21 protein-coding genes are annotated in these 21166 nt (G+C 58.4%); 15 read left to right on the top strand and 6 right to left on the bottom strand.

Translation table 11 applies throughout. The annotated features are described in order from the left end of the window. Window positions 1-4: 4 nt before the first annotated feature. Entirely contained in the window at window positions 5-1012 is a 1008-nt protein-coding gene (gene glsA, locus ACFSYH_RS08420; protein WP_377466450.1) for a glutaminase A, read from the bottom strand. Window positions 1013-1149: 137 nt separating this feature from the next. Next, complete coding sequence (locus ACFSYH_RS08415) at window positions 1150-1572, bottom strand: GNAT family acetyltransferase (protein ID WP_377466449.1); 423 nt, start codon at window positions 1570-1572, stop codon at window positions 1150-1152. 331 nt (window positions 1573-1903) lie between these two features. On the opposite strand from ACFSYH_RS08415, the gene ACFSYH_RS08410 reads away from it, so the two are divergent. From ACFSYH_RS08410 to ACFSYH_RS08390, 5 genes are all read left to right on the top strand, one after another. Then, window positions 1904-3388 (top strand): carbohydrate-binding protein, encoded by a 1485-nt coding sequence (locus ACFSYH_RS08410; protein ID WP_377466448.1) that lies wholly within the window; start codon window positions 1904-1906, stop codon window positions 3386-3388. A gap of 277 nt (window positions 3389-3665) precedes the next feature. Beyond that, window positions 3666-4691, top strand: coding sequence for a ferrochelatase (gene hemH, locus ACFSYH_RS08405; RefSeq protein WP_377466447.1), 1026 nt, complete (start codon window positions 3666-3668; stop codon window positions 4689-4691). Window positions 4692-4801: 110 nt separating this feature from the next. Next, complete coding sequence (locus ACFSYH_RS08400; protein ID WP_377466446.1) at window positions 4802-5584, top strand: DUF4184 family protein; 783 nt, start codon at window positions 4802-4804, stop codon at window positions 5582-5584. Further along, window positions 5565-5867 (top strand): sulfurtransferase TusA family protein, encoded by a 303-nt coding sequence (locus ACFSYH_RS08395; protein ID WP_377466445.1) that lies wholly within the window; start codon window positions 5565-5567, stop codon window positions 5865-5867. The genes ACFSYH_RS08400 and ACFSYH_RS08395 overlap by 20 nt, the downstream gene beginning before the upstream one ends. Window positions 5868-6135: 268 nt before the next feature. Further along, window positions 6136-7719: an MATE family efflux transporter gene (locus tag ACFSYH_RS08390; protein ID WP_377466444.1), complete on the top strand. Its 1584-nt coding sequence runs from the start codon at window positions 6136-6138 to the stop codon at window positions 7717-7719. Window positions 7720-8809: 1090 nt separating this feature from the next. On the opposite strand, the gene ACFSYH_RS08385 is transcribed toward ACFSYH_RS08390, so the two are convergent. Then, entirely contained in the window at window positions 8810-8968 is a 159-nt protein-coding gene (locus tag ACFSYH_RS08385; protein WP_377466443.1) for a hypothetical protein, read from the bottom strand. Between the two features lie 610 nt (window positions 8969-9578). Further along, window positions 9579-10469: a helix-turn-helix domain-containing protein gene (locus ACFSYH_RS08380; protein ID WP_377466442.1), complete on the bottom strand. Its 891-nt coding sequence runs from the start codon at window positions 10467-10469 to the stop codon at window positions 9579-9581. Window positions 10470-10729: 260 nt separating this feature from the next. Here ACFSYH_RS08380 and ACFSYH_RS08375 point away from each other — a divergent pair, with 260 nt between their 5' ends. The 4 genes from ACFSYH_RS08375 to ACFSYH_RS08360 all read left to right on the top strand — a co-directional run bounded on the left by ACFSYH_RS08375 (window position 10730) and on the right by ACFSYH_RS08360 (window position 15875). Beyond that, a complete protein-coding gene (locus ACFSYH_RS08375; protein WP_377466441.1) occupies window positions 10730-11971 on the top strand; it encodes a sugar ABC transporter substrate-binding protein in 1242 nt (413 codons plus the stop codon). Window positions 11972-12052: 81 nt separating this feature from the next. Then, on the top strand, window positions 12053-13465 hold the full coding sequence (locus ACFSYH_RS08370; RefSeq protein ID WP_377466440.1) for a carbohydrate ABC transporter permease: 1413 nt from the start codon (window positions 12053-12055) through the stop codon (window positions 13463-13465). Beyond that, on the top strand, window positions 13462-14304 hold the full coding sequence (locus tag ACFSYH_RS08365) for a sugar ABC transporter permease (RefSeq protein WP_377466439.1): 843 nt from the start codon (window positions 13462-13464) through the stop codon (window positions 14302-14304). Before ACFSYH_RS08370 ends, ACFSYH_RS08365 begins: the two co-directional genes overlap by 4 nt. A 257-nt stretch (window positions 14305-14561) precedes the next feature. Next, window positions 14562-15875, top strand: coding sequence for an MFS transporter (locus ACFSYH_RS08360; protein WP_377466438.1), 1314 nt, complete (start codon window positions 14562-14564; stop codon window positions 15873-15875). A 15-nt stretch (window positions 15876-15890) separates the two neighbouring features. On the opposite strand, the gene map is transcribed toward ACFSYH_RS08360, so the two are convergent. Continuing rightward, window positions 15891-16664 carry a type I methionyl aminopeptidase gene (gene map / locus ACFSYH_RS08355; protein WP_377466437.1) on the bottom strand — a complete coding sequence of 258 codons (774 nt, stop codon included), beginning with the start codon at window positions 16662-16664 and terminating at the stop codon, window positions 15891-15893. A 64-nt stretch (window positions 16665-16728) separates the two neighbouring features. On the opposite strand from map, the gene ACFSYH_RS08350 reads away from it, so the two are divergent. Together ACFSYH_RS08350 and ACFSYH_RS08345 are read left to right on the top strand one after the other, a co-directional pair. Beyond that, window positions 16729-16998, top strand: coding sequence for a helix-turn-helix transcriptional regulator (locus ACFSYH_RS08350; protein ID WP_377466436.1), 270 nt, complete (start codon window positions 16729-16731; stop codon window positions 16996-16998). A 61-nt stretch (window positions 16999-17059) separates the two neighbouring features. After that, on the top strand, window positions 17060-17734 hold the full coding sequence (locus ACFSYH_RS08345) for a hypothetical protein (protein ID WP_377466435.1): 675 nt from the start codon (window positions 17060-17062) through the stop codon (window positions 17732-17734). A 12-nt stretch (window positions 17735-17746) separates the two neighbouring features. On the opposite strand, the gene ACFSYH_RS08340 is transcribed toward ACFSYH_RS08345, so the two are convergent. After that, window positions 17747-18496: an ankyrin repeat domain-containing protein gene (locus ACFSYH_RS08340; RefSeq protein ID WP_377466705.1), complete on the bottom strand. Its 750-nt coding sequence runs from the start codon at window positions 18494-18496 to the stop codon at window positions 17747-17749. A gap of 862 nt (window positions 18497-19358) precedes the next feature. On the opposite strand from ACFSYH_RS08340, the gene ACFSYH_RS08335 reads away from it, so the two are divergent. From ACFSYH_RS08335 to ACFSYH_RS08320, 4 genes are all read left to right on the top strand, one after another. Beyond that, window positions 19359-19583 (top strand): helix-turn-helix domain-containing protein, encoded by a 225-nt coding sequence (locus ACFSYH_RS08335; protein ID WP_377466434.1) that lies wholly within the window; start codon window positions 19359-19361, stop codon window positions 19581-19583. 6 nt (window positions 19584-19589) lie between these two features. After that, the gene (locus ACFSYH_RS08330) at window positions 19590-20009 is read left to right on the top strand and encodes a hypothetical protein (RefSeq protein WP_377466433.1); all 420 of its coding nucleotides are present in this window, start codon (window positions 19590-19592) and stop codon (window positions 20007-20009) included. Window positions 20010-20173: 164 nt separating this feature from the next. Beyond that, complete coding sequence (locus ACFSYH_RS08325) at window positions 20174-20752, top strand: hypothetical protein (protein WP_377466431.1); 579 nt, start codon at window positions 20174-20176, stop codon at window positions 20750-20752. 95 nt (window positions 20753-20847) lie between these two features. Next, complete coding sequence (locus ACFSYH_RS08320) at window positions 20848-21066, top strand: hypothetical protein (RefSeq protein ID WP_377466430.1); 219 nt, start codon at window positions 20848-20850, stop codon at window positions 21064-21066. Window positions 21067-21166: the final 100 nt, after the last annotated feature.

Here is a 21166-nt window from a genome sequence, read left to right as displayed (position 1 = left end):
CACACTATCCTTGCGTTCGGGAAGATGCTTTGGAAGCGAATAGATTGAGGCCGAGACCTCGTGAAAGATAAGCGATGGCACGTTGACCACGCACGCTGTTTCCAGCAGAGTTCAGACGAGGTGAGAATGCGCCGATAGCGCCCTTTCCAGGAGCGATGGCCACGATGCCTCCGGCCACTCCGGACTTGGCAGGTATGCCGATTTCAAACAGCCATTCGCCGGAACGCTCATACATGCCACTCGCCGCGAGCATCGCGAGGGTGTCTCCGCATACCTCGGGCGATACCACACGCTGTCCTGTCATCGGGTTTATACCGCCATCGGCCAGTGTCGCCCCCATGATCGCCAAGTCGTGCGCATTGACCAGCAGCGCGCATTGTCTCGTGTAGATATCCACTGTCTCGAGTGGATCGGCGTCAATGCGACCGTAACTCTCAAGTAAACGTGCGATGGCCTTATTGCGGAAGTTGGTGGCCATCTCCGAGGCATACACCTCACCGTCCATGACGAGTTGACGACCAGCGAATGCCGACAGGCCCGTGCGAATCACCTCCCACTGTTCCGCGGAGGACGTGCCGGGGATTAAAGCTGTGGTGGCGATCGCTCCGGCGTTCACCATCGGATTCATGGGATGGCCATCATTGAGTTCCAAGGCCATGACGGAGTTGAACGGTAGGCCCGTATTGTTGACTCCGACCCTCTCCTTTACGCCTGCATGCCCGTATTCTTCGCAGACAAGAGCGTAGACGAAGGCTTTGGAGATGGATTGGATCGAGAACGGATGGCCGCTGTCGCCCGCATCATGTGCTGCTCCGTTGACCTCGATAACTGAGAGGCCAAAAAGTGAGGGATCAACTGCTGCCAAAACGGGGATGTAGTCTGCGATTTCGCCATCATCCAGAGTGAGATAGCGTTCGTGGGCTGCTGAGGTCAGTGATTCCACCTCGTTCCAGCCGGGCAGACTGCCTGTTGAAACAACTCGTGCGATGCTGTCGGATTCAGACGTGATCATATGGTCTCCATGAACCTTCGAGCACAGATGGATGGCTGGGTTGGAGCTAAGGACACCTAGTTTCGTTTCAGCAAAATTGTAGCCCCATCTGTTACCCGTGTCACAAGATAGGTTTGTCTCCTTCAGGCCGAATGGCGTCAACCATCCAGGCGCTTACCTGCCACTATGACATCGGAGTGCTCATATCCAAGCGCATCGTAGAATCCCAGGGCCGCGGCATTGTCACTACGGACCATGAGTTGCACTTTTACGCAGCCCTGCGCCGCAAGTCGACGTTCCGCCTCGTGGACGAGTTTGCTTCCGAGTCCGTTGCCCCTGTGTTCGGGCGTTACGGCGAGGTAGTACAACCATCCGCGGTGTCCGTCGAAGCCGCTCATGACCGTGCCTGCGATATGAACTGGTGTGTCGGTTGCGACGAGGAAGTTTTCAGGCCACGTTGTGTGTGCGCGTTCGATATCGATGACGGGGTCGTTCCACGGACGTGTGAGTCCGGCGGCGTTCCAGAGGTCTATGACTTGTGCGGTATCGGCGGGCGCGAACGGCCTGAGGTGAAAGTCCATGTCGTCATCGTGCCAGACGGACGATGACTCGTGGTGAGCCTTTTAGTCTTATGTACGGGACAGGGCGCCCGGATGGGTACTACTCGTCCGTGCAGATTTCCGACGAGTCCTGCATTTTTGCCTCGCTCCTGCGACTGGTGTTTGTACTGGTGAGGGTCGTGTCTTGTGTTTAACGCAGTGAAACAATGTGACGGCGACCACTAAAATATGGGTACTGCTATCCATTGGTAGGAGGGTCGTTTCTCCAGTTTTTCACCCATAATCGAAACTATACAATTTATTTGTTAGCAAGACTAACAAATGGATTCACAGCGACGTGGATGGAGAGACGATGAGGTCATCGTGGAAGAAAAGGGCGCTCGCGGCCGTAGCAGCCGTCGGGCTCCTCGCAATGGGTGTTGCCCCTGCCGCGCAGGCAGCCGACACCTCGAACACAACGAACAACACGCGCCAATGGCTTACGGGCTACTGGCACAACTTCGACAACGGATCAACCCTGTTGAAGCTCAGCGACATCCCAAGTGCATACAACCTTGTTGCAGTTGCATTCGCTGAGAGCCACCCGTCCATTCCCGGCGGGATTGACTTCACGCTTGAGTCCGAGGAACTTGGCGGATACAGCGAGGCCCAGTTCAAGGCCGACATCAAGGCAATCCAGGCCGAGGGACGCAAGGTCATCATCTCGGTTGGTGGCGAAAAGGCTCATGTCACCATCAACACCCCGACCCACGCGAAGAACTTTGCTGACACCGCGTACGACATCATCACCGAATACGGCTTTGATGGAATCGACATAGACCTCGAACACGGTGTGCACGCAGAGTCGCTGTCCACCGCGCTGCACGATCTCCACAACCGTATCGGCAACGAGTTGATCATTGCGATGGCCCCGCAGACCATCGACTACCAGGCGACCTCGATGCAGTACTACCAGTTGACGCAGAAGATCAAGGACATCTTGACCATCGTCAACGTCCAGTACTACAACTCTGGTGGCATGATGGGCTGTGACCAGAAGATCTACTCCCAGGGCACACCACAGTTTGCGGCAGCACTCGCGTGTATCCAACTCGAGATGGGTCTGCGTCCAGACCAGGTTGGGCTTGGATTCCCATCCGTTCCACGGGCAGCCGGTGGCGGATACATGTCCAATGCCGATGTCGTGAGGGCCGTTGACGCACTCGAACTGGGAACCCCTGTCGGCGGATTCACCGCACCACGCGCCTACGGCCCGATCGGTGGCGTTATGACCTGGTCAATCAACTGGGACGCGACCAACAACTACTCGTTTGCTCAGGCAATGGCCAATCGCCTCAACCTCGGCGGTGAATGGGTACCACCGACCGACCCTGTCGATCCAGATCCTACCGATCCCACGGACCCAACTGATCCGGTTGACCCCACCGACCCAGTCGATCCAACTGACCCCGTTGACCCAGGCACCATCACCTGCGATGGCGTAGCGCTGTGGAATGCAGCGAGTGTCTACACCGGCGGTGCTCGCGCTGTCTACCAGGGCACAGTGTACGAGGCCAAGTGGTGGACCCAGGGTGCCGCACCGGACAGCGATTCCGCGTGGAAGGTCATCAAGATCTGCGACGACAACGGCACCAACCCGGTTGATCCGGACCCAACAGATCCCACGACGCCGGTTGATCCAGGCGAGTGCCCGGCCTGGGTGAGTGGACAGGTCTACGTTGGGGGAGACACGGTTACCTACAACGGCGCAACTTACACCGCCAAGTGGTGGACCAACACCGATGTTCCAGGTGCCTCGCCGTGGGGCCCATGGGCAGCGGGCGGTTCCTGCAACTAAACACAGAGACTATGCGGCCCGAAGTCACGAGGACTTCGGGCCGCATAGACCTCACCGAGTAGCCGCTCGCATCCTATTCGGTGAGGTCAGCACCGAGGCATCACAAGAGGCGGATCACGATTGGGCGACCCAGTATGTGCTGGGTCGCCCAATCGTGCGTTCATGCAGGTGGAATGTCTGCTTTTCTGACAGACTGTCACCCCATACGTCCCAGACGCGGTGGGAAAATGGTGACTAGGGTGAGATGAGATTGGATGCTCGAGCCGCAGGAGAATGTGTGATTACCCGCCCACCCGCAGTCATCTTGGTCAACCTCGGCACGCCCGAGGCCCCAACCGCGTCGGCGCTGCGCGGTTACCTGAGGGAATTCCTCTCTGATCGGCGAGTGGTGGAGATGCATCCCGCCCTGTGGCGTCCGATCCTTGAGGGAATTGTTCTGCGGGTTCGCCCAAAAGACTCGGCGCACAAGTATGCGACTGTGTGGCAGGAAAATGGCTCACCGCTCATGGTGTACTCGCAGCAGCAACGTGATGCCGTTGCACGAGAACTTGACGGTATCGCTGATGTCTTTGTTGCGATGCGATACGGAAGGCCTGCTCTCCATGACGAGCTGACTCGTTTGCACGAGTTGGGCTATCGACAGGTCTTGATCGTTCCGCTCTATCCCCAGTACGCAGCGTGCAGCGCAGGAACCGTGTTTGACGAGGTGTATCGCTGGGGCCTCAGATCTCGTGATCAACTCGAGATTCGCACGATCCGATCCTTCCCGACCGATGCGGGATACATCGATGCCCTCAGCTCAGCACTCACGGATCATTGGGAAGAGGCTGGTCGACCCGACTTCGACGCAGGGGACAGGGTCATCCTGAGCTATCACGGTATCCCTCAGGCAATGCACGATGCGGGCGATCCATACAAACATGAGTGCGAGGCGACGCTTCAGGCCCTCGCGACGGCCCTCGGGATTCCCGTGGTTGATGCGGACGGCGACGAGGGTGGTCTCGCGATGACCTTCCAGTCCGTATTCGGTCCGGCAAAATGGCTGACGCCAGCCACAATCGACACGATGGATCTCCTGGGTAGGAAAGAGATCAAACGGGTTGATGTGATCTGTCCAGGTTTTGTGTCCGATTGCCTCGAGACCCTTGAGGAGATCGACATGCTAAACCGAGAGGCGTTCCTGGAGGCCGGCGGCGAACGGTTCCACTACGTTCCATGGGGGAATGGGCGTGAGGCCTGGACCACGGCCCTGTCAGATGTTGCGCGTCAGCACCTCGGCGGATGGGTTCGTAGCCTCGTGTGAGACAGACTCTGTGAATCATTTGTGCGAGTGTACGCGGCTCACTCGTTCAGTGAGCACTGACAGGGCATGCTTGACACGATAAGCATCACATATCGCTGGTTAGGAAAAACATGCCATTCACGGTGAGTCACATCGCCGGGGTCCTCCCCTTCACGTCCAAAAGGCTGTCGCTACCGTTTGCCGCGCTCGCGATAGGTTCAATGGCACCTGACCTGCTCTATTTCATCCCGCCACTGATTCAGTACGGAACGAGAACGCACGAGGCCCCATACCTGTTCACCGCAAACCTCGTATTGGGGCTTGCAGCCTGGGTTATCTGGCGTCTCATCGCACCGCTCCTACACGACGTGGCACCTGAAGTGGTGCGTGAGCGCTGGCGTCCGGACACATGGATGAGCCATCCGTGGTGGTCAGTTCCGGTGGCGATATGGATCGGCATCGCAACCCACATCGTCCTTGACCATTTCACGCACTCCTGGGGCTGGGGGACTAGGAACATTGAGGCGATCGCGGCCACATACGCAACACCGGTTGGGCTGAAAACCGGATATGAGTTGATGCAGATCGGTCTGAGTGCGCTGGGACTTGTCATCATCTTGGGCGTGCTCTTGTTACAGAGGCGCAGCGTCATCCAGCCAAGCCCCGTTCCGACAATCCAAAGACTGACCTTTCCTCTCGTGCTTGGTGCTGGTGTCTTTGGTGCCATTGCGCGCACCGCTGTCGTTGGAGGGTTCGACTCGCGATTCGAAGCCCTTGCGTTCTATCTTTTGACCGGCGCTGTCGCAGGGATCGTCCTTGCGCTCACGGCCCTTTGCCTCCTCGCCGCAATCGCACGTGGGAGAATCGCGGAGAGGAAGCCAGAAGGAGAGATGGATGACCCAGCAGCGACCTGACCCCGCATCGGTGACTGCCGAGGAGTTCGACACGACTGGACACAAATGCGTCAAGATGCTGCTCAAGATTCGTTCGCGACTCAACGCTCTGCCGGTGGGTGCGCAACTCATCGTCATCTCCGATGATCCCACCTCGGTCTACGATCTACCGGCCTGGTGCCACATGACGCAGTACGACTACCGCGGATACACGAGCGAAGAGGGCATCTACCGCCACACCCTCGCCGTCACTGAGTCCTCCATCCGTACCACCACAAAAAAGGTGTGGGCAAACCCGACGTGACCGACTCGTCGTCAAGCAAGAATCGAAGGCGCCGTGGCGCTGAGACAAAGAATCGGCAAAGGTTCGTGAGTCTCGGCAAAACTCTGTTGGCGCAAACGTAAATTTTTCGTGTTGCGACGCAGTTCACGCCCAAAAAATAAAGACGTACCCGAACGAGTGGGCGTAACATCGAATCGATACGATCGAATCGATTCGAAAACTCCGAGAGAGTCGAACCGAAACGCTCGACCCAACCCCCATCCCACCGCACCACCCCTATCGGAGCAAAGTGTCCCAGCCCAAGAAGACCCTCACCGTCGGCACGCCATGGCGAGTGATTCTCCTCTTCACAGTGCCTCTCCTGATCGGCAATATCGTTCAGCAGATGTACCACGTCATCGACGCGGTGGTCGTGGGTCAATCGCTGGGCGTCAATTCCCTTGCCGCCGTTGGCGTGACGGGCTCGCTGCTGTTCCTGTTCATCGGATTCGCCTGGGGCATGACCTCCGGATTCGCGATCCCGACTGCCCAGGCATATGGCGGCGGCAACTATGCCGCAGTGCGACGTTCCGTCGCGGCTGGCACCATCCTGACCGCAGGCATCTCGCTACTGCTCACCGTTAGTGCGCCGTTCCTGGCAGAACCGCTGCTGCGCCTCATGCGTACCCCGACAGAACTGCTCCCAGAAGCAACCACGTTCGCGGTCATCAGCTTCCTTGGCGCTGCCTCGACCATGTTCTTCAACTACCTCTCCGCAATCATCCGCGCCATCGGTGACGCGCGAACCCCACTGATCTTCCTCATCGTGTCGTGCGTGCTCAACATCGCGCTGGTCGTCCTGTTCGTCTCGATCATGGGCCACGGCGTTGGCGGTGCCGCGTTTGCGACAGTGCTCGCACAACTGGGTGCTGTGATCGGATGCTTCTGGTACCTCAAGGCCAAGCTTCCAGTCCTGCACGTGGAGCGGAAAGACTGGAAGGTCTCATACCAGGAACTCTCCCATCACCTGCGCATCGGCGTTCCCATGGGGTTCCAGGCATCGATCATCGCGATCGGAACCGTGGTAGTGCAGGTCAAACTCAATGAGATGGGCGCTGAGGCGGTTGCCGCCTACACTGCGGCAACTCGCGTGGACGGACTTGCGGTTGCGTTCCTTGCTTCTCTTGGCCTTGCTGTCTCAACGTTCGTTGCCCAAAACTACGGTGCACGACAGTTCGGACGGATTCGCCAGGGCGTACGTCAGTCGCTCGTCATGGCGACCGTCGGATCGATCGTTCTCGCTGTCACGTTGATTGCCGCTGGTAGCCCAATCGTGCGCATGTTCGTTGGAGATGCCGCAGAGAACGTGGTGTCGATGGCGCACTGGTACCTCGTGGTCAACGGCGTCCTCTACTTCACTCTCGGCCTTCTGTTCGTGCTCCGCGGTGCCCTCCAAGGACTGGGACGCACTTTTGTGCCGATGATGACCGGCGTGACTGAACTCGTGGGCCGCGTTGGCGCTGCGATCATCCTTGGCTCGTACTTCGGATTCTCCGGAATCGTGTGGGGCAACCCGATCGCGTGGATCGCTGCAGTTGTTCTGCTCTGGCCCGCCTGGCGCCGCGCGCTCAGGGATATCAGATCAGACGAACTCGCATTTGACCTCATCTCGACTGAGAACGCTCCGGTCGTTGCGGGCGTTAGCGAGGCCGAGCGAGCTGCGGCGGCAAGCATGACCCAGGCAGAGTCCGTAGTGGTGACGGATGCCTGCGAACCGGCTGCACTATATCCAGACGCCATATTGGCCGCCACGGCGGCAGAACCAGATGGTGAACCGCTGGATCTAGAGCAGTCGATCCCAAAGCGCGAGGTGTGCGGGGTCACGACTAACTAGCGAGGAATCGGCTCGATACCCCCGTCATCGACGTTCGGCTGGTGTACGAAGATGATGTGAGTATCGTTTCTCATAGTGGCTGCGCCCCGTGTGGAAAGACCCGTTTGTGTGGGTTTTTCACTCGCGCTATGCAACGCCCACTGACTGTCGCATCACAGTCAGTGGGCGTTCTTTTTGCGAAGCACCTGATCAGCGAGTGAAGCTACAAGAGATTGTGGACAATGCACAAGAACCCAGCAGAAACTAGTAGTTTTCCTAGCAAACGTTAAGCCTTTGATGTTACGCTGAATGAACATTTCGATGATCTACATCCTCCGCTCTGGAACATATTCTGGGCACAGGGACACGATCCAAGGCTGTATTCCCGGCGAGGGTGCTGGTACGGAATTCGTACAGTACCGGTCAGGAATGTAACCTCGGCGACGATTGTTGAAAATGACGAGTTGCAATCCTGACTCGTCACCATATTCCAGCGGGTGTGCCGGGTTAGATCACGGTGACTCGCTCAGTAGCGACTAGTTCGCTACGCGATAGAGGCCCCGGGCATATGCGGAATCGTTTTCGCTCATCGATTTCGCTCAGTTTGGTTTGGCATGCCGCTTCCAATCGGTACTGGATGGTATGCCTGATACCAGGTTGGCTTCGGGGTCCTTGTCGTTCACGGAGAAGAACCTTTAGTCCGGTTTCTCCCTAAAATGATGGTTATGCGTTTAACGTATTTCTTGTCGCATTTCCAACGGTGTAAAGAATGCGGAATACCGGATACGGAAAATACGTACGTATATAGAACCGCGACGACACGGGCTGAGCGGTATACCGACAGCAATTTGGCACACCGCTCTGTAAGAGGTGTTTGCGCTGGCCATAGAAGTGCGGCTCCGCTGTTGTCGGGTGCGGGATAAGTGTGACCTGGAGCACATGTGATGACCTGAATGTCAGGTATAGAACTGTTCTTGGGGAGGAATCGTCCCAAATTTTGAAAAAAGTTGAGGAAATCTTCTCAAAGGTATCCACAAAACATGTGAAGTAGTGCATTATTAAAAATGCGTAGAGGAAGTGTTCAACTTCCAAGACGTAGGAGACGATTAGTCTACTGACGAGTCAACTGAGCGCCGGTACCGCTCAGTTCCGCACCACCGTAGCTGGCGGATTTTTCGCTCATTGAAGTCAGATACGTTGAGGTGTATGCGTGTGAACTCGCAATGATCGCCCCGCAGCCCTTGGGCTGCGGGGCGATTGTGTTTTCCAACTGAAACCTGCCGATTTGGGCACAATCGGCGGTGAACCGGTGCCGTGTTTTGGGTTGGCTGCGAACGTGTGGCTGGCTTGGACGCATTGGTGGCGTGTCACGATGTCGATGGGTTGCTTTTGGTCCGGGTGCACAGTTTTTGTGTGTGCACTTGGACGTTTTTCGGCCCATCGAGTGAATGGACGGCATGCGGATGCATAGTTTTTGCGTACGCCTTTGGATCATATCTGGCCCCATCGACTTTGATTGGCGACGAGATGGCTGGGTTCCCAGAGGTGATTGGTTCTCGGCGGGCTGCGTGAGTACAACGCCGCTTGCCGTGCTGGCGCAACGCGAACGCTCTGTGATGGGGCCTATATGTCCATATTTTGAGAGAGCTGCACGAAACTCGAACCGTGAACGGGCACAGGTGTTGTGAGGCGCAAAAACATGCGGCTGAACAGCGCTAAAAACAAGGAAATTCGTGTGGGACGCTCACTCAGGGAATGGTCACGAGAAGGTTACAATTTTGCGTGGGTCGGATTTTTATAACTGAGTCAGAAAACTGGGACAAACTCAGTCAAACCTGTATCAATTCTCTCAGGAAAACCCCAATCCGTGCTTGAAATTCTCACTGAAACCGTGACCGATATGAGGACGGTGAGTGGCCGTGAGTTCGAGCAAACTGACGCGAGAAGTACAGGGGGTCGTCGTACCCACAGTGCGTTGCGATCTCAGCGATCGGTATCTCCGTCGTCGCCAGAAGTTCCCTGGCCCGTGCCAGGCGGAGATCGTTTTGATAGCGCAGCGGCGGTACTCCCACCCGCTGCTTGAACAGTGCCGAGAACTGTGAAGGACTTAGTTCAGCGAGTGCGGCAAGCTCCTCGACGGAGACCCGCTCCGGGCTGATCCTTTGCAGGTGTTCGAGTGCCATGTCAACGGCGTCTATGGAGTCGCTCGTTGGGCGTTTGCCCGCAGAGATAACGTGGGTGAGCACGTGCCAAGCGGCTCCCGATGCGCGCACCAATCCACCATTTGTGGAGGTGTCGAGCGCCTCGATGACCTGGGCGGTCAGTGCCGCTATCGCGGCGGTGTCCCTGAGATGCGCAACATAGCCGTCAATGATGCTGATCGCGGAGGCAAAGAGTTCGTCCGCATCGGGACCAACTGTATGGAACCACCAGAGTGTCCATGGATCGTCTTGATCGGCTCGGTATTCGTGGGGCAGCCCGGCAGGCAGTAGTACAGCGTCGCCCTTGGTGATGTTCGTTCGCCCTGCGGGCGTGTGGACGTGACCGCTGCCAGCCGTGCATATCAAGAAGATGTGCTCCCGCGCTCCTTCGGGACGCTCGCACTCGTGGCGATGAGCGTGTGGAAAGAAGCCGGCGTCGGTGACCAATAGTTGTTTTGTCACAGGTTGTTTCAGTGCCGCCTGCACGGCTGGCTCGGGAACTACGAAAAATCGGGTTTCAGTAAATCTGTCATCTGAGGCTGTACCTGGCACAGTCGGCGTTTCGTCCATATACGGCATCGAATCACTGCGCGTAGTCTTTCGTCAACCAGTTGAAATCAACCCCAATGGTCAATACGAGTTCACCGTATGGTCCAGTTTGTACAACGATGTAGAAATGTGTTGTGCTCTGCCATGCGAACCACGTGTCCCAGGACAGGTGCTGCACCACAACTCATCGGCACCAGTGATGGCTCGTAGAAAATCACCACGGGCGCTCAACACTGCACGCAGTGGAAGGCGCCGCACCACGAGACACAACGGAGAGAATCGTGAAAAAGATCAGTCCCTGGATCGCAGCAGCGACCGCTGCGGTCCTCCTCGCGTCCTGCTCAAGCGGCGGAAACGGCACCGAGCCAAGTGCCAGCCCAGACGCGTCAGAAACCTCAAACGGGGCTACCGAGGACAAGGAACCTGTAACCCTTGTCGTGTGGGAATCCCCAGACGGGCATGACGAGGTCATCAAGCAGGCGGGCGAGGCGTACACAGCGAAGAACCCGCACGTCACCATCGAATACAAGGCAGTTGAGCTCGGAGACGCCAAGACTCAAATCGCACTCGATGGCCCAGCGGGGGTCGGTGCTGACATATTCGCGGCGCCATCGGACAACGCCGGTGACCTTGCAGCAGCCGGACACATCCTGGCAATCGCGAACCCTGACGCACTCAAGGCTGAACTGGTTGAGGCAGCAATCGCGAACGCAACCTCGGGTGGAACCCTCTACGGCGTCCCCGTCACCGTGGACACCTATGCGCTGTTCTACAACAAGGACCTCATCGATGAGCCGCCAACCACGTGGGAAGGCGTCATCGAGTTCTCCAAGGAGTTCAACGCCGAGAACTCTGGCAAGTACGGCTTTGTGATGCAGCCAAACTTCTACTACACCGCACCATTCCTCTTCGGAGGTGACTCACTTCTGTTCGGTGACTCTGGTTCAGACCCTGAAACCCCAAACACCAACTCTGAAGCTGCAATTGCAGGCATGGAAGAACTCGTGGCGCTCCGCGAAGTCCTGAACGTGGCAGCAGACGACCTCGACACCGCAACGGTCGACGCACTGTTCTCCGGTGGGCAGGCTGCCATGCATGTCTCCGGGCCATGGAACATCAGCGTTTTCGCTGAGGCAGGAGTCAACTACGGTATCGCTCCATTGCCAGCACGTGCAGGCAGCGACACCCCATCGGGCGGTTTCTCCAACTCGCGCACCATGTACGTCTCCGCGTACTCCAAGCACCCGGAGGAAGCACAGGACTTTGCAGCATTCCTCGCATCCCCTGACATGCTGAGCCTCGCATATGGCCTCACCGGTTCCATCCCAGCGGCAGAGATCCAGATCGACAGCGAAGCCACCCTTGGAATAGTCAAGCAGGGTGAGTACGCCTTCCCAACCCCTGCGATCCCTGAGATGGGAGCCGTATGGGCGGCAATGGACGCGGCCGTGGCAAACATCTGGAACGGTGCAGACATCAAGAAGGAACTCGACGCAGCCACCGAGGTCATTCTCAACCAGTAGTCGTGCCCGGCACGGCTCCCTGGCCTGGAGCGCCGTCCCACGCATGTGGGGCGGCGCTCCAACCCCACGAAAGGAACATGGATGACTGCGATGTCGTCTCACCCCGCACCGAAACCATCGCGGGCGCCCTCGTCTCAAGTGCCTGGCAAAGGCCCAGCGAAGGGCTCAACGCCAACCCCAACGATCATCAGGGGTGCGAGTAAAGAGGACCGCGACCTCACCCGGTTGCTGGCCATACTCTTTATGGGCCTTGCCCATCTGACGGTCCTCCGCCAGCGGGTGAAGGGCGCCTTCTTCGCCCTCATCGAGGTGTTGTTCATCCTCGCGATCCCATCGCTGGTCCAGCGCCTGAGCAATCTCGTCACGTTGGGTGAGCAGAACCTGTCCGTCCCGGTCATGGAACGGGACAACTCGATGTTCATGCTCATCGACGGTGTCCTTGGGGTGGCGGTCATCCTCGTGTTCGCGACCATTTACGCGATCTCGGTCCGGAGCGCCCTCCAGGACGCGGACGCTCTCGCGCTGCGTCCGGCACCGACCGCACGCCAGCAGGTCGAAAGCATCACCTCACGGGCGTTCCCGACCATCGGTCTGATGCCGATGCTCGGTCTGATCTTGTTCTTTGTCGTGGTGCCGCTCGTGTTCTCAGCGGCCGTCGCCTTCACCAACTACTCGGCACCCAACAACATCCCACCGGCAAACACCGTGGACTGGGTGGGCCTCGAAACCTTCAAGGACCTGCTCGGCGGGAATGCCCTGTGGACCGGCGCACTCGTGCGCGTGTTCGGATGGACCCTCGTCTGGGCCATCGCGGCAACGATCACCTGCTACTTCGGGGGAATGCTGATTGCGGTCATCCTGCAGGAGTCGAAGATCCGCATCAAGCCTGTCTTCCGGGCAATCTTCATCCTCCCGTACGCGGTGCCAGCGGTCATCACGATGCTGGTATGGCGCAATATGCTCAACGGAGCGTTCGGGGCAGTCAACAAGGTACTCCTGGACTGGGGCATCATTGACGCAGCCATTCCGTGGCTCTCAGACCCGTTGCTCGCGAAGTTCGTGGCAGTAGCCATCAACCTGTGGGCCGGGTTCCCATACTTCATGCTGCTCACCCTTGGGGCGATGACGGCGATCTCGCCGGACATCAAGGAAGCCGCTGAGCTTGACGGCGCATCCAAGGTGCAACAGTTCCGCCGCATCACGCTTCCGCTCGTGCTCTACCAAACGGCTCCACTGCTCATCATGTCCTTTGCCGCGAACTTCAATAACTTCGGCGCGATCTTCTTCCTCACGGGTGGTGGCCCAACCGTCTCCGACACCACGCAGACGGGTGCCGGCGGCACGGACATCATGGTCACGTGGATCTACTCACTGACGATCGACCTACAGAAGTACAACTACGGTGCAGCGCTCGCGGTCATGATCTTCCTTGTCCTCGCACCAGTCGCGATCATGCAGTTCCGTCGCACGAAGTCCTTTAAGGGGGAATTGTGAGCCGTCAAAAGTTTGCCTCGATCGTATGGAATGCGGTCATCTTCCTTGGGCTGGTCCTGGTGTCGGTCGTTGTCCTGTGGCCGATCCTGTACACGGTGTCGAGCGCGTTTGCGCCGGGCAATTCGATTGCCGCGCTCTCGCCGATTCCGTTTGCCTCAGGGTTCACCGCGAGCCACTTCGGCTACCTGTTCAGCAGTACGCTGTTCTTTCGGTGGTTCCTGAACTCGCTGATCATCGCGTTGTCGGTGTCTGCGGGCACGCTGCTGTTCGCCTCGGTCGCGGCGTATATCTTCTCCCGCTTCAACTTCGTGTTCAAGAAGGGTCTGCTCACGACCATGCTGGTGCTGCAGATCTTCCCGTCGTTCGTGGGCATGATCGCGATCTACGTGATCCTGCTGCGCATCGGTGCCCTGGACACGCTGTGGGGCCTGATTCTGGTGTATCTGGCGGGAAACATGCCGTACCAGATGTGGATGGTCAAGAGCTACATGGACAACATTCCGCGTGGCCTCGATGAGGCTGCCCGGTTGGACGGCGCATCGCACCTGCGCGTGTACCTGCAAATCATCTTGCCGGTGGCTCGTCCGATTCTGGTGTTCCTTGCGGTGACCACGTTCGCTGCTCCGTGGATGGACTTCATCTTCCCCAAGCTCGTGCTGCGCAGTCCTGAACAGCAGACCCTGGCGCTCGGTCTGATCAGTTTCGTGTCGGACAAGAACTCGGACTTCACCACATTCGCGGCCGGTGCGATCACGGTTGCGATTCCGTTCATGATCTTCTTCCTTGCAACTCAGAAATCTTTGATCTCCTCGCTTTCGAGCGGTGCGTTGAAGGAGTAGTCGACCGGTACGCGATGTGCGTGCCAACGCGCGCCGAGCGCAGCCTGTGCCGTATCGTCGGCAATTTTTAGGGGGCCAGTTCTGTGAACTGGCCCCTTTGCCGCGTCCCTTGACGACGATCCGGCCACCATGTGGTGTTGCGCTGTAGTGAGCGGTGGATGCGTTGTGTTGCCGTGGAAGTGAGGGGCGTGGACGTAGGCTGGATGCTGAGCCTCCTATCCCGCAGTGCGGGGCCACATCTTGAAAAGAATCGTCTCATGATCCACCGCGTCACCGCCCACACGACTGTGGGCGTCCGTCCGCTGCCTGCTGCCCTTGTGCTTGTGGGTCTCCTGCTCGTCGCTGGAAACCTGCGCGCTGCGATCACGACCGTTGGGCCGGTCCTGCCCCATATTCAGGCCTCGCTGGGAATCTCCTCGGTCGCCGCATCGGTGCTGGTGAGCCTGCCGCTACTCGCGTTCGCGGTGGTCTCACCGTTCGCACCGAGGCTTGCCAACGCGCTTGGCCTTGAACGGGCCATCGCACTGAGCTTGACGGTTCTTGCCGCGGGGCTGGTGCTACGCTCAACGCCGCCGATTGCGCTGCTGTGGGTGGGAACCGCCCTGATCGGTCTCTCCATCGCCGTGTTGAACGTGGTTCTTCCAGCCCTGGTCAAACGAGACTTCCCCACCAAGATCGGTCAGGTGACAGGTGCCTACTCCGCCGTACAATCGATTTTTGCCGCGATAGCCGCAGGCGTTGCGGTGCCGGTGGCGGGTATGTCGGATCTGGGGTGGCGCATCCCCCTGGGCATGTGGGCTGGACTCGCGATAGTGACCATCGGGGTGCTGATCCCGCAACTGAATCATCCGTCATCGAAACCGATGCGCGGTATGAGTTCGCGTCCCACGGGCGATACCGGCGCCGAGGTCGTCGCAGATACAGAACCCACAGGACGAGTGGTGGGCATTCGAGCTGTCGACAATATCAAGGGGAGTGCGGATACCGGCGAGGTCGATGGGTTCAATCCGTGGCGGCGGGTGCTGGCCTGGAAACTCACAACGTTCATGGGCATTCAGTCGGTGGCGTTTTATGTGTTCATCACCTGGCTACCTGCGATAGAGGCGGATGCCGGGATCAGTGAGGCCGCAGCCGGTGGGCATCAATTTCTCCTGAACGCATCCGCAATCATTGGCAACCTCGTGTGCTCAACCCTGATCGCCCGCCTCCCCGACCAGCGACTGCTCGGGGTCTTCGGGCCGACACTGCTTTTGACAGCCACACTGGGCATTCTCTTCGCGCCGCAGTGGGCGGCGGTATGGGCCTGCGTTGCCGGACTGGGCGGAGGATCATCCATCGTGCTTGCACTGTCGTTCTTCGGGTTGCGTACGCGTAATCACACTCAGGCCGGGAAACTGTCTGGCATGGCGCAGGCGGTGGGCTACCTCTTCGCTGCCGCTGGGCCGATTGCCGTGGGTGCACTGCACGATGCCACCGGATCGTGGGTTCCAGCACTCACCGCGCTGGCGGGTGTCCTTGGCGTTCTGGTGGTGGTTGGCTATCACTCCGGGCGCGATCGTTTCGTCGATTAGGGTTCGTTCTTGGTGTCACGCGCTGGGGAGCGTCAGGATCTCGGCCCCATTCTCGGTGATGGCAACCGTGTGTTCGCTGTGCGCAGTGCGTGCGCCGGTTTCGCTGCGGAGGGTCCAGCCATCCGCGTCCGTCACGAGACGATCCGTGTCGGACATGATCCATGGTTCGAGCGCGAGCAACAGGCCGGGTCGAAGTACGAATCCGCGTCCGGGTTGGCCATCATTGGGTACATGTGGGTCCTGATGCATCGTGGAACCGATGCCGTGACCGCCAAAATCAAGGTTGATCTGATATCCAGCGTGTGAAAGAACCTGACCTATCGCATGCGAGATGTCACCGATGCGATTGCCTGGCCGGGCGGCGTCGATAGCGGCAGCGAGGGCCTTCTCCGTCGTGTCGATCATGCGGAGGTCTTCAGGTGCTGCGTGTGTGCCAATCATAAAGCTGATGGCCGCGTCAGCAGCAATGCCGTTCTTTGACACTGCGAGGTCGAGGGTCAGCAGGTCGCCATCCTTGAGTTGGTAGTCGAATGGCTTGCCGTGCAGCACGGCATCGTTGACCGAGGTGCAGATGTAGTGGCCAAACGGGCCACGCCCAAAAGAGGGCGCGTAGTCCACGTAGCAGGAATCAGCGTTCGCGCTCTGGATCATCGCCTTGGTCCACTGGTCTATCTCCAGCAGATTGGTGCCCACTTGGCATCTGCTTTTCAGGGTGTGCAGAATATTTCCGACGAGTCGGCCCGATTCCCGGGCACGCTCGACTTCGCCTGCGGTCAGTATCTCGATCATGCTGCATCCTTCCGTACTGCCAATAACTATACCGGTAATAATATACCGGTATTAGAATGGGTTCATGGTCAGACTGCCACTCACTGCTGAAGAGGTCGAACGCGGAGAACGCCTCGGCGTGATCCTCCGCCAAGCGCGGGGAAACCGCTCCATGCTTGATGTCGCGCTCCAGGCGGGGGTGTCCCCGGAGACGCTTCGCAAGATCGAGTCCGGACGGGTGGCGACTCCCGCATTCCCAACCATCGCGGCAATCGCCGCTGTGCTCGACCTTTCCCTCGACGAGATCTGGGCCCAGATCAGTCGTGCGGATTCTGACACCCTGATGAGCGCATAGAGCGTTCGCCCCTGCGGTCGGCAAGAACTCAGTGGTTTAGCGTCCGGTACGATAAAACGCTATGAGCGAGCAAAACCGGGACGTCATAAAGACTCAACAAGCGGAGTTCCTCGCGCTCTTCAAGGAGTGGGAAGTTCCCGTCATCGAGTCGCTGCGGCACAGAAAGTTCAGCCGCAAGATCGCTTACACCAGTCCTGAGAGCCAGACGGCTGCCGGGATCGAAGTACAGTTCGTTAAGAACTATCGGTTGATGGAGTGGGGCGCTTTATGGGCGGCCACGGTCACGGTGAGTGCTACCGGGGGTGTGCTGTCCACGGTTCCGGCAGCCATTCTGCAGCAACTGTCGCCCCAGAGGGAGGCTGCCCCGGACCTACTGATCTCCTCAACCTATGATCCACTGCAACTCCCACCGCTACGCAGGGATGGAACGCTGACGTTCACGGCGGACACTAGCGTCAGCGCAAACTTCCAGACAATCACCGAGTACCTTCGCGTAGTGTCGTTTCCCCTGCTCAATCACTTTATCCACGGTGAAGACCTTGTCATCGAGGACATTCTCTCGCGCGATGGTTTTGGCTACCGTTATCCGGCGGCGACGATAGTCGCAGCGTGCGTCGCACTTGATGATCCAGAACGACTCTCCTCGGTGGCAGCCACCGCACGGTTCCGTAAACTTCCCGATGCGCGTGCGCAGGGCCGTAAAGTACTCCTCGAATGGGCATCCACGATGATCTAGGGGTCGCACTCCTCACAGCCAACCACGCTGCCACTTTCCATGATCCAGCGGGCCGCGTTCTTGCACCTTGTCCAGCCGCCAACCATATTCTGTCCTGCGCAGGTGGAACCGTAGTTCCTGGTCACGGTGCATCTCACGGGAATCGCGGAGCACCACCTCTGCGAGGGTCTTTCGCGCATCCACCGACACGAGTCGTTGTTCAGGAGAATATCTAGGGGGAGACCCGATAGACCCCTGCGCCATGCGGTCGGCCTGGACGGCATACTTTTCGACGATACGGTCACCCTGGGTAAGTAACTGCGGCATCAGGTTCAGATCCTGGGCAAGGGCAGCATGCGCCGAGGTTTCCCATTCCGACATTTCGGTGACGAACCGGTAGACCACAAGTTCCGGAGAGAGTTCGTCTAGCGAGGCTCCGTCATCCTGTGGCCATTCGATGGTGTGCGGTTCTTCGAGTGTGGAAGCCATGGCTCCTTGGTCACGTAGCAGTGCGGCACAATCAGGGCTATTGCTTTCGAGGGCAACGTCTAGTGCAGTACGCTGCCACACGTCCTTTAGATCGACACGCGCTCCAACGCTCAAGAGAAGCTCGGTGAACTCCACGGCATTGAGCGGCGCGCGTACCGCGTGATGCAGTGCAGTGTCTTCGATGTCGTGAGCCTGTAAGTTCACGTCCGCACCAGCCTTGATGAGAAGTCGAGCAGCGGTGACATCGCCCGTAAACGCAGCGAACATCAACGGCGTGTAGCCCCACTGCCGCAGTAAGACACATTGACTGACATTAACGAGTACTGCTCACTGGCCATAAACATAAATTAGAAACCCTTGGTCAAACTGAGTATCACCCAAGCCCCTATGGTTCGCTCGATGGGGTGAGCCAGGCACAGTGAGCGTTAGAATCAGACACAATCACGTCGGAACGACTCGAAATTTTGTCCAAGCAACTTCTGAGGCACGAGGCCTGTCCAACCAACATGAATGTAGGTGGGAAGCGAGGACTTCCGAGCGCCTACGCGGGTCAAGGATTCTTCATACGCAACCCTGCAACTCGATTGCACACCACTTCTCGTCACGCTCAAATATCCAGGTCAGTTGAGCTCTCGCGATGTGCGCCCATCCAGGCAGCCCCGACCCTGATCACCAGAGTTGAGCATGAACGTCGAGCCCAGGTGACCACCCGTGAAATGAAGCACACCCGTCGACCTGTCCACCCTCGAGGGGCTAGCGCGACCGCCTAGTGAGCTCGAGTGCGTGCCGAATATGATAAATCTGTGTCTCAGTAAGTGGCGTTGCGGCAACTCGAATCGCGGCAACTTGCTCCTCGTGAATTCGGCGTTGATCGATCTTGTCGAGGTCCTGAACACGGATCATGTGCTTGAGCACGTAGCGGCCATCTCGCCCGAGAGAGCAAGCCTTCTCCGACGGCAACTGCCCCGTCCGGATCAGGTGGTAGATGGCATGAACAAGTCGCCCCGGTCTCTCTGCGGCGGAGGGGATGTCTATTCGTTTGTCGGGTTGTTGACTCCGCCCTTCTCAACACCCTCGTCGAGAACTTGTCGTCGCCACCCACAAGTATGACTCATAGTCCGTGGATTATGAGTCACTTTATCTTCATCGTTGAAGTATGACTACCCCTGCGCATCGCATCGCCTTCGGCGATCAACTGCGCAGACTGCGTCAGGAGCACGGTTGGGCATCACAAGAAGCCTTCGCGCATCACGCGGGACTCGATCGCACCTACATCAGCTTGATCGAGCGCGGCCGCCGGAACCCGACGCTCGACGTGATCGTGAGGCTGGCGCACGCGCTAGAGGTCCAGCCCGCGGACCTGCTTACGACGCTTGAGTAGCAAGCAGTGACGAACGTTCCTGAGTTCGAGGACCTCGTGCACCGCATGCGTGCAGCGATCCTCACCATCGACGCGGAACCGAGCCGAAACCGCAAGACGATCTTCCCCGCGATGTGGTGCGAGTACGCATCCATCGTCATCGCGGAGATCCTGGAGCGGAATCATTCGGCCTCGTGGGCGTTCGTCGATGCAGGCCTTCCTGAAGCGCCGAACGGGCATGCGTGGCTCGAGTTACGAGACGACGCCACTCTCGATCAGTTCTCCTGGAACGGCGACGGTTTGCACGTCGGCGCAGAGCAGACGCCGGCCGTGCAAGTCTTCACGACGCGACGATACGAGGGACCTTGGGAAGGATGGAGCGTGCTGACGTACGACCCTTCCTACCACAAGTATGCGGACGGCTTCGCAGCTCAATCTGGCCCCTGATCACATGCGCCAGATTCGACAGCAACTGGGCAACCGAACCTACGGTCGCAACGCAGCCCAGCTGATCTCGCTTTAACTCCTGAACAGGTGTTTTCTTTCCCAGCCGGGTTGACTTGACTCAAGGCCATTGAATGGCGCACTACAACTGAACAGGCGGGGTTCTCTTGACCTCAGCGACGCAGCGCATCGCGCAGTACAACAAAGAAGTGGGCCAGCCGCGCGGCGGGCTGATGAGCCTGAAACTGCTGACTGTAATCCAGCTCGATGACGGGCTCGGAATGCTGGATTATGAGGGCGAAAACGTACGCGCGAGAGTCGTCAGGCTTGCGGTCCACCACCCCAGTCGCCTGACGGACGTCCTCGTCGAGTCGCAGGACGAAGCGCGACAGGTAGCGGAATCAGTTTTTAGAGCGTCGTTGGTCGGCGCTCGACGGCTCAGTGACGCTGGACTGTTTCCTGCAGCGCATCAGGATGCAACGCAGACCTTGCGGGACTTCACGCTCTCGACCTACGCCGACGGCGTTGCTTCAATCAAGTTAGATGAACGTGCTGTGCAATCCGCTTGCCGTCTCGCGTCCTACGAAATCACCAGGCATGCGGGCCTCGCTTGGTACGACCCTGCAGATACTGACCGCTTCCGGGATGCGACGACCGTCTCGCACATCATGATGACGGAGCGGACGCAAGACTTCCTCCGAGAATATGGGCCAGCCATGGCAGTCGAGTTCGCGTTCGCCAGCTAGCATGATGAGCTTGAGAACGAAGATGAAGACGGATATTCGATCACTCTCGACGGCGGTGATGGGGATTTCATCACCGAGCAAGCAGTGTGGGATTAATGAACCAAACCTCACCTCCGAGCAAGGAGCACCTGCTGAAGCTCCTGGTTCACTACCTGATGGGCGCGGGGTCAGGGCTCCCCCAGTTCCGTACGCAGACTCATCTTGGGATCTTCAACCCGAGACTGAACACCGCGTACCGCGTGGCGATCGATGATGTTCCGAAAGATGTGATCGAGACTGTCCGATGCGACATCATTGGATCAGGGAAGATCTAACCATGAGCCTGCCGAGTGAACTGCGCGACGTGGGATCTCTCCGATCCGTGCATACCTCGACGGGGTCTCTCCTGTTCTGGCTGGATCGACATCATTCGGT

It is taken from the genome of Populibacterium corticicola, assembly GCF_042683685.1.
In the GTDB taxonomy this organism is placed as follows: domain Bacteria; phylum Actinomycetota; class Actinomycetes; order Actinomycetales; family Cellulomonadaceae; genus Timonella; species Timonella corticicola.
Note: the sequence above shows the minus strand (reverse complement) of the source record. Positions and strands in the feature narration are given on the sequence as shown.

What these genes read in the sequence shown, in the direction of transcription:
- glsA (WP_377466450.1), bottom strand. Translation starts at nt 1,012, where the DNA reads ATGATCACGTCTGAATCCGACAGCATCGCACGAGTTGTTTCAACAGGC.
- ACFSYH_RS08415 (WP_377466449.1), bottom strand. Translation starts at nt 1,572, where the DNA reads ATGGACTTTCACCTCAGGCCGTTCGCGCCCGCCGATACCGCACAAGTC.
- ACFSYH_RS08410 (WP_377466448.1), top strand. Translation starts at nt 1,904, where the DNA reads ATGAGGTCATCGTGGAAGAAAAGGGCGCTCGCGGCCGTAGCAGCCGTC.
- ACFSYH_RS08400 (WP_377466446.1), top strand. Translation starts at nt 4,802, where the DNA reads ATGCCATTCACGGTGAGTCACATCGCCGGGGTCCTCCCCTTCACGTCC.
- ACFSYH_RS08395 (WP_377466445.1), top strand. Translation starts at nt 5,565, where the DNA reads ATGACCCAGCAGCGACCTGACCCCGCATCGGTGACTGCCGAGGAGTTC.
- ACFSYH_RS08380 (WP_377466442.1), bottom strand. Translation starts at nt 10,469, where the DNA reads ATGGACGAAACGCCGACTGTGCCAGGTACAGCCTCAGATGACAGATTT.
- ACFSYH_RS08370 (WP_377466440.1), top strand. Translation starts at nt 12,053, where the DNA reads ATGACTGCGATGTCGTCTCACCCCGCACCGAAACCATCGCGGGCGCCC.
- ACFSYH_RS08360 (WP_377466438.1), top strand. Translation starts at nt 14,562, where the DNA reads ATGATCCACCGCGTCACCGCCCACACGACTGTGGGCGTCCGTCCGCTG.
- map (WP_377466437.1), bottom strand. Translation starts at nt 16,664, where the DNA reads ATGATCGAGATACTGACCGCAGGCGAAGTCGAGCGTGCCCGGGAATCG.
- ACFSYH_RS08350 (WP_377466436.1), top strand. Translation starts at nt 16,729, where the DNA reads ATGGTCAGACTGCCACTCACTGCTGAAGAGGTCGAACGCGGAGAACGC.
- ACFSYH_RS08345 (WP_377466435.1), top strand. Translation starts at nt 17,060, where the DNA reads ATGAGCGAGCAAAACCGGGACGTCATAAAGACTCAACAAGCGGAGTTC.
- ACFSYH_RS08335 (WP_377466434.1), top strand. Translation starts at nt 19,359, where the DNA reads ATGACTACCCCTGCGCATCGCATCGCCTTCGGCGATCAACTGCGCAGA.
- ACFSYH_RS08320 (WP_377466430.1), top strand. Translation starts at nt 20,848, where the DNA reads ATGAACCAAACCTCACCTCCGAGCAAGGAGCACCTGCTGAAGCTCCTG.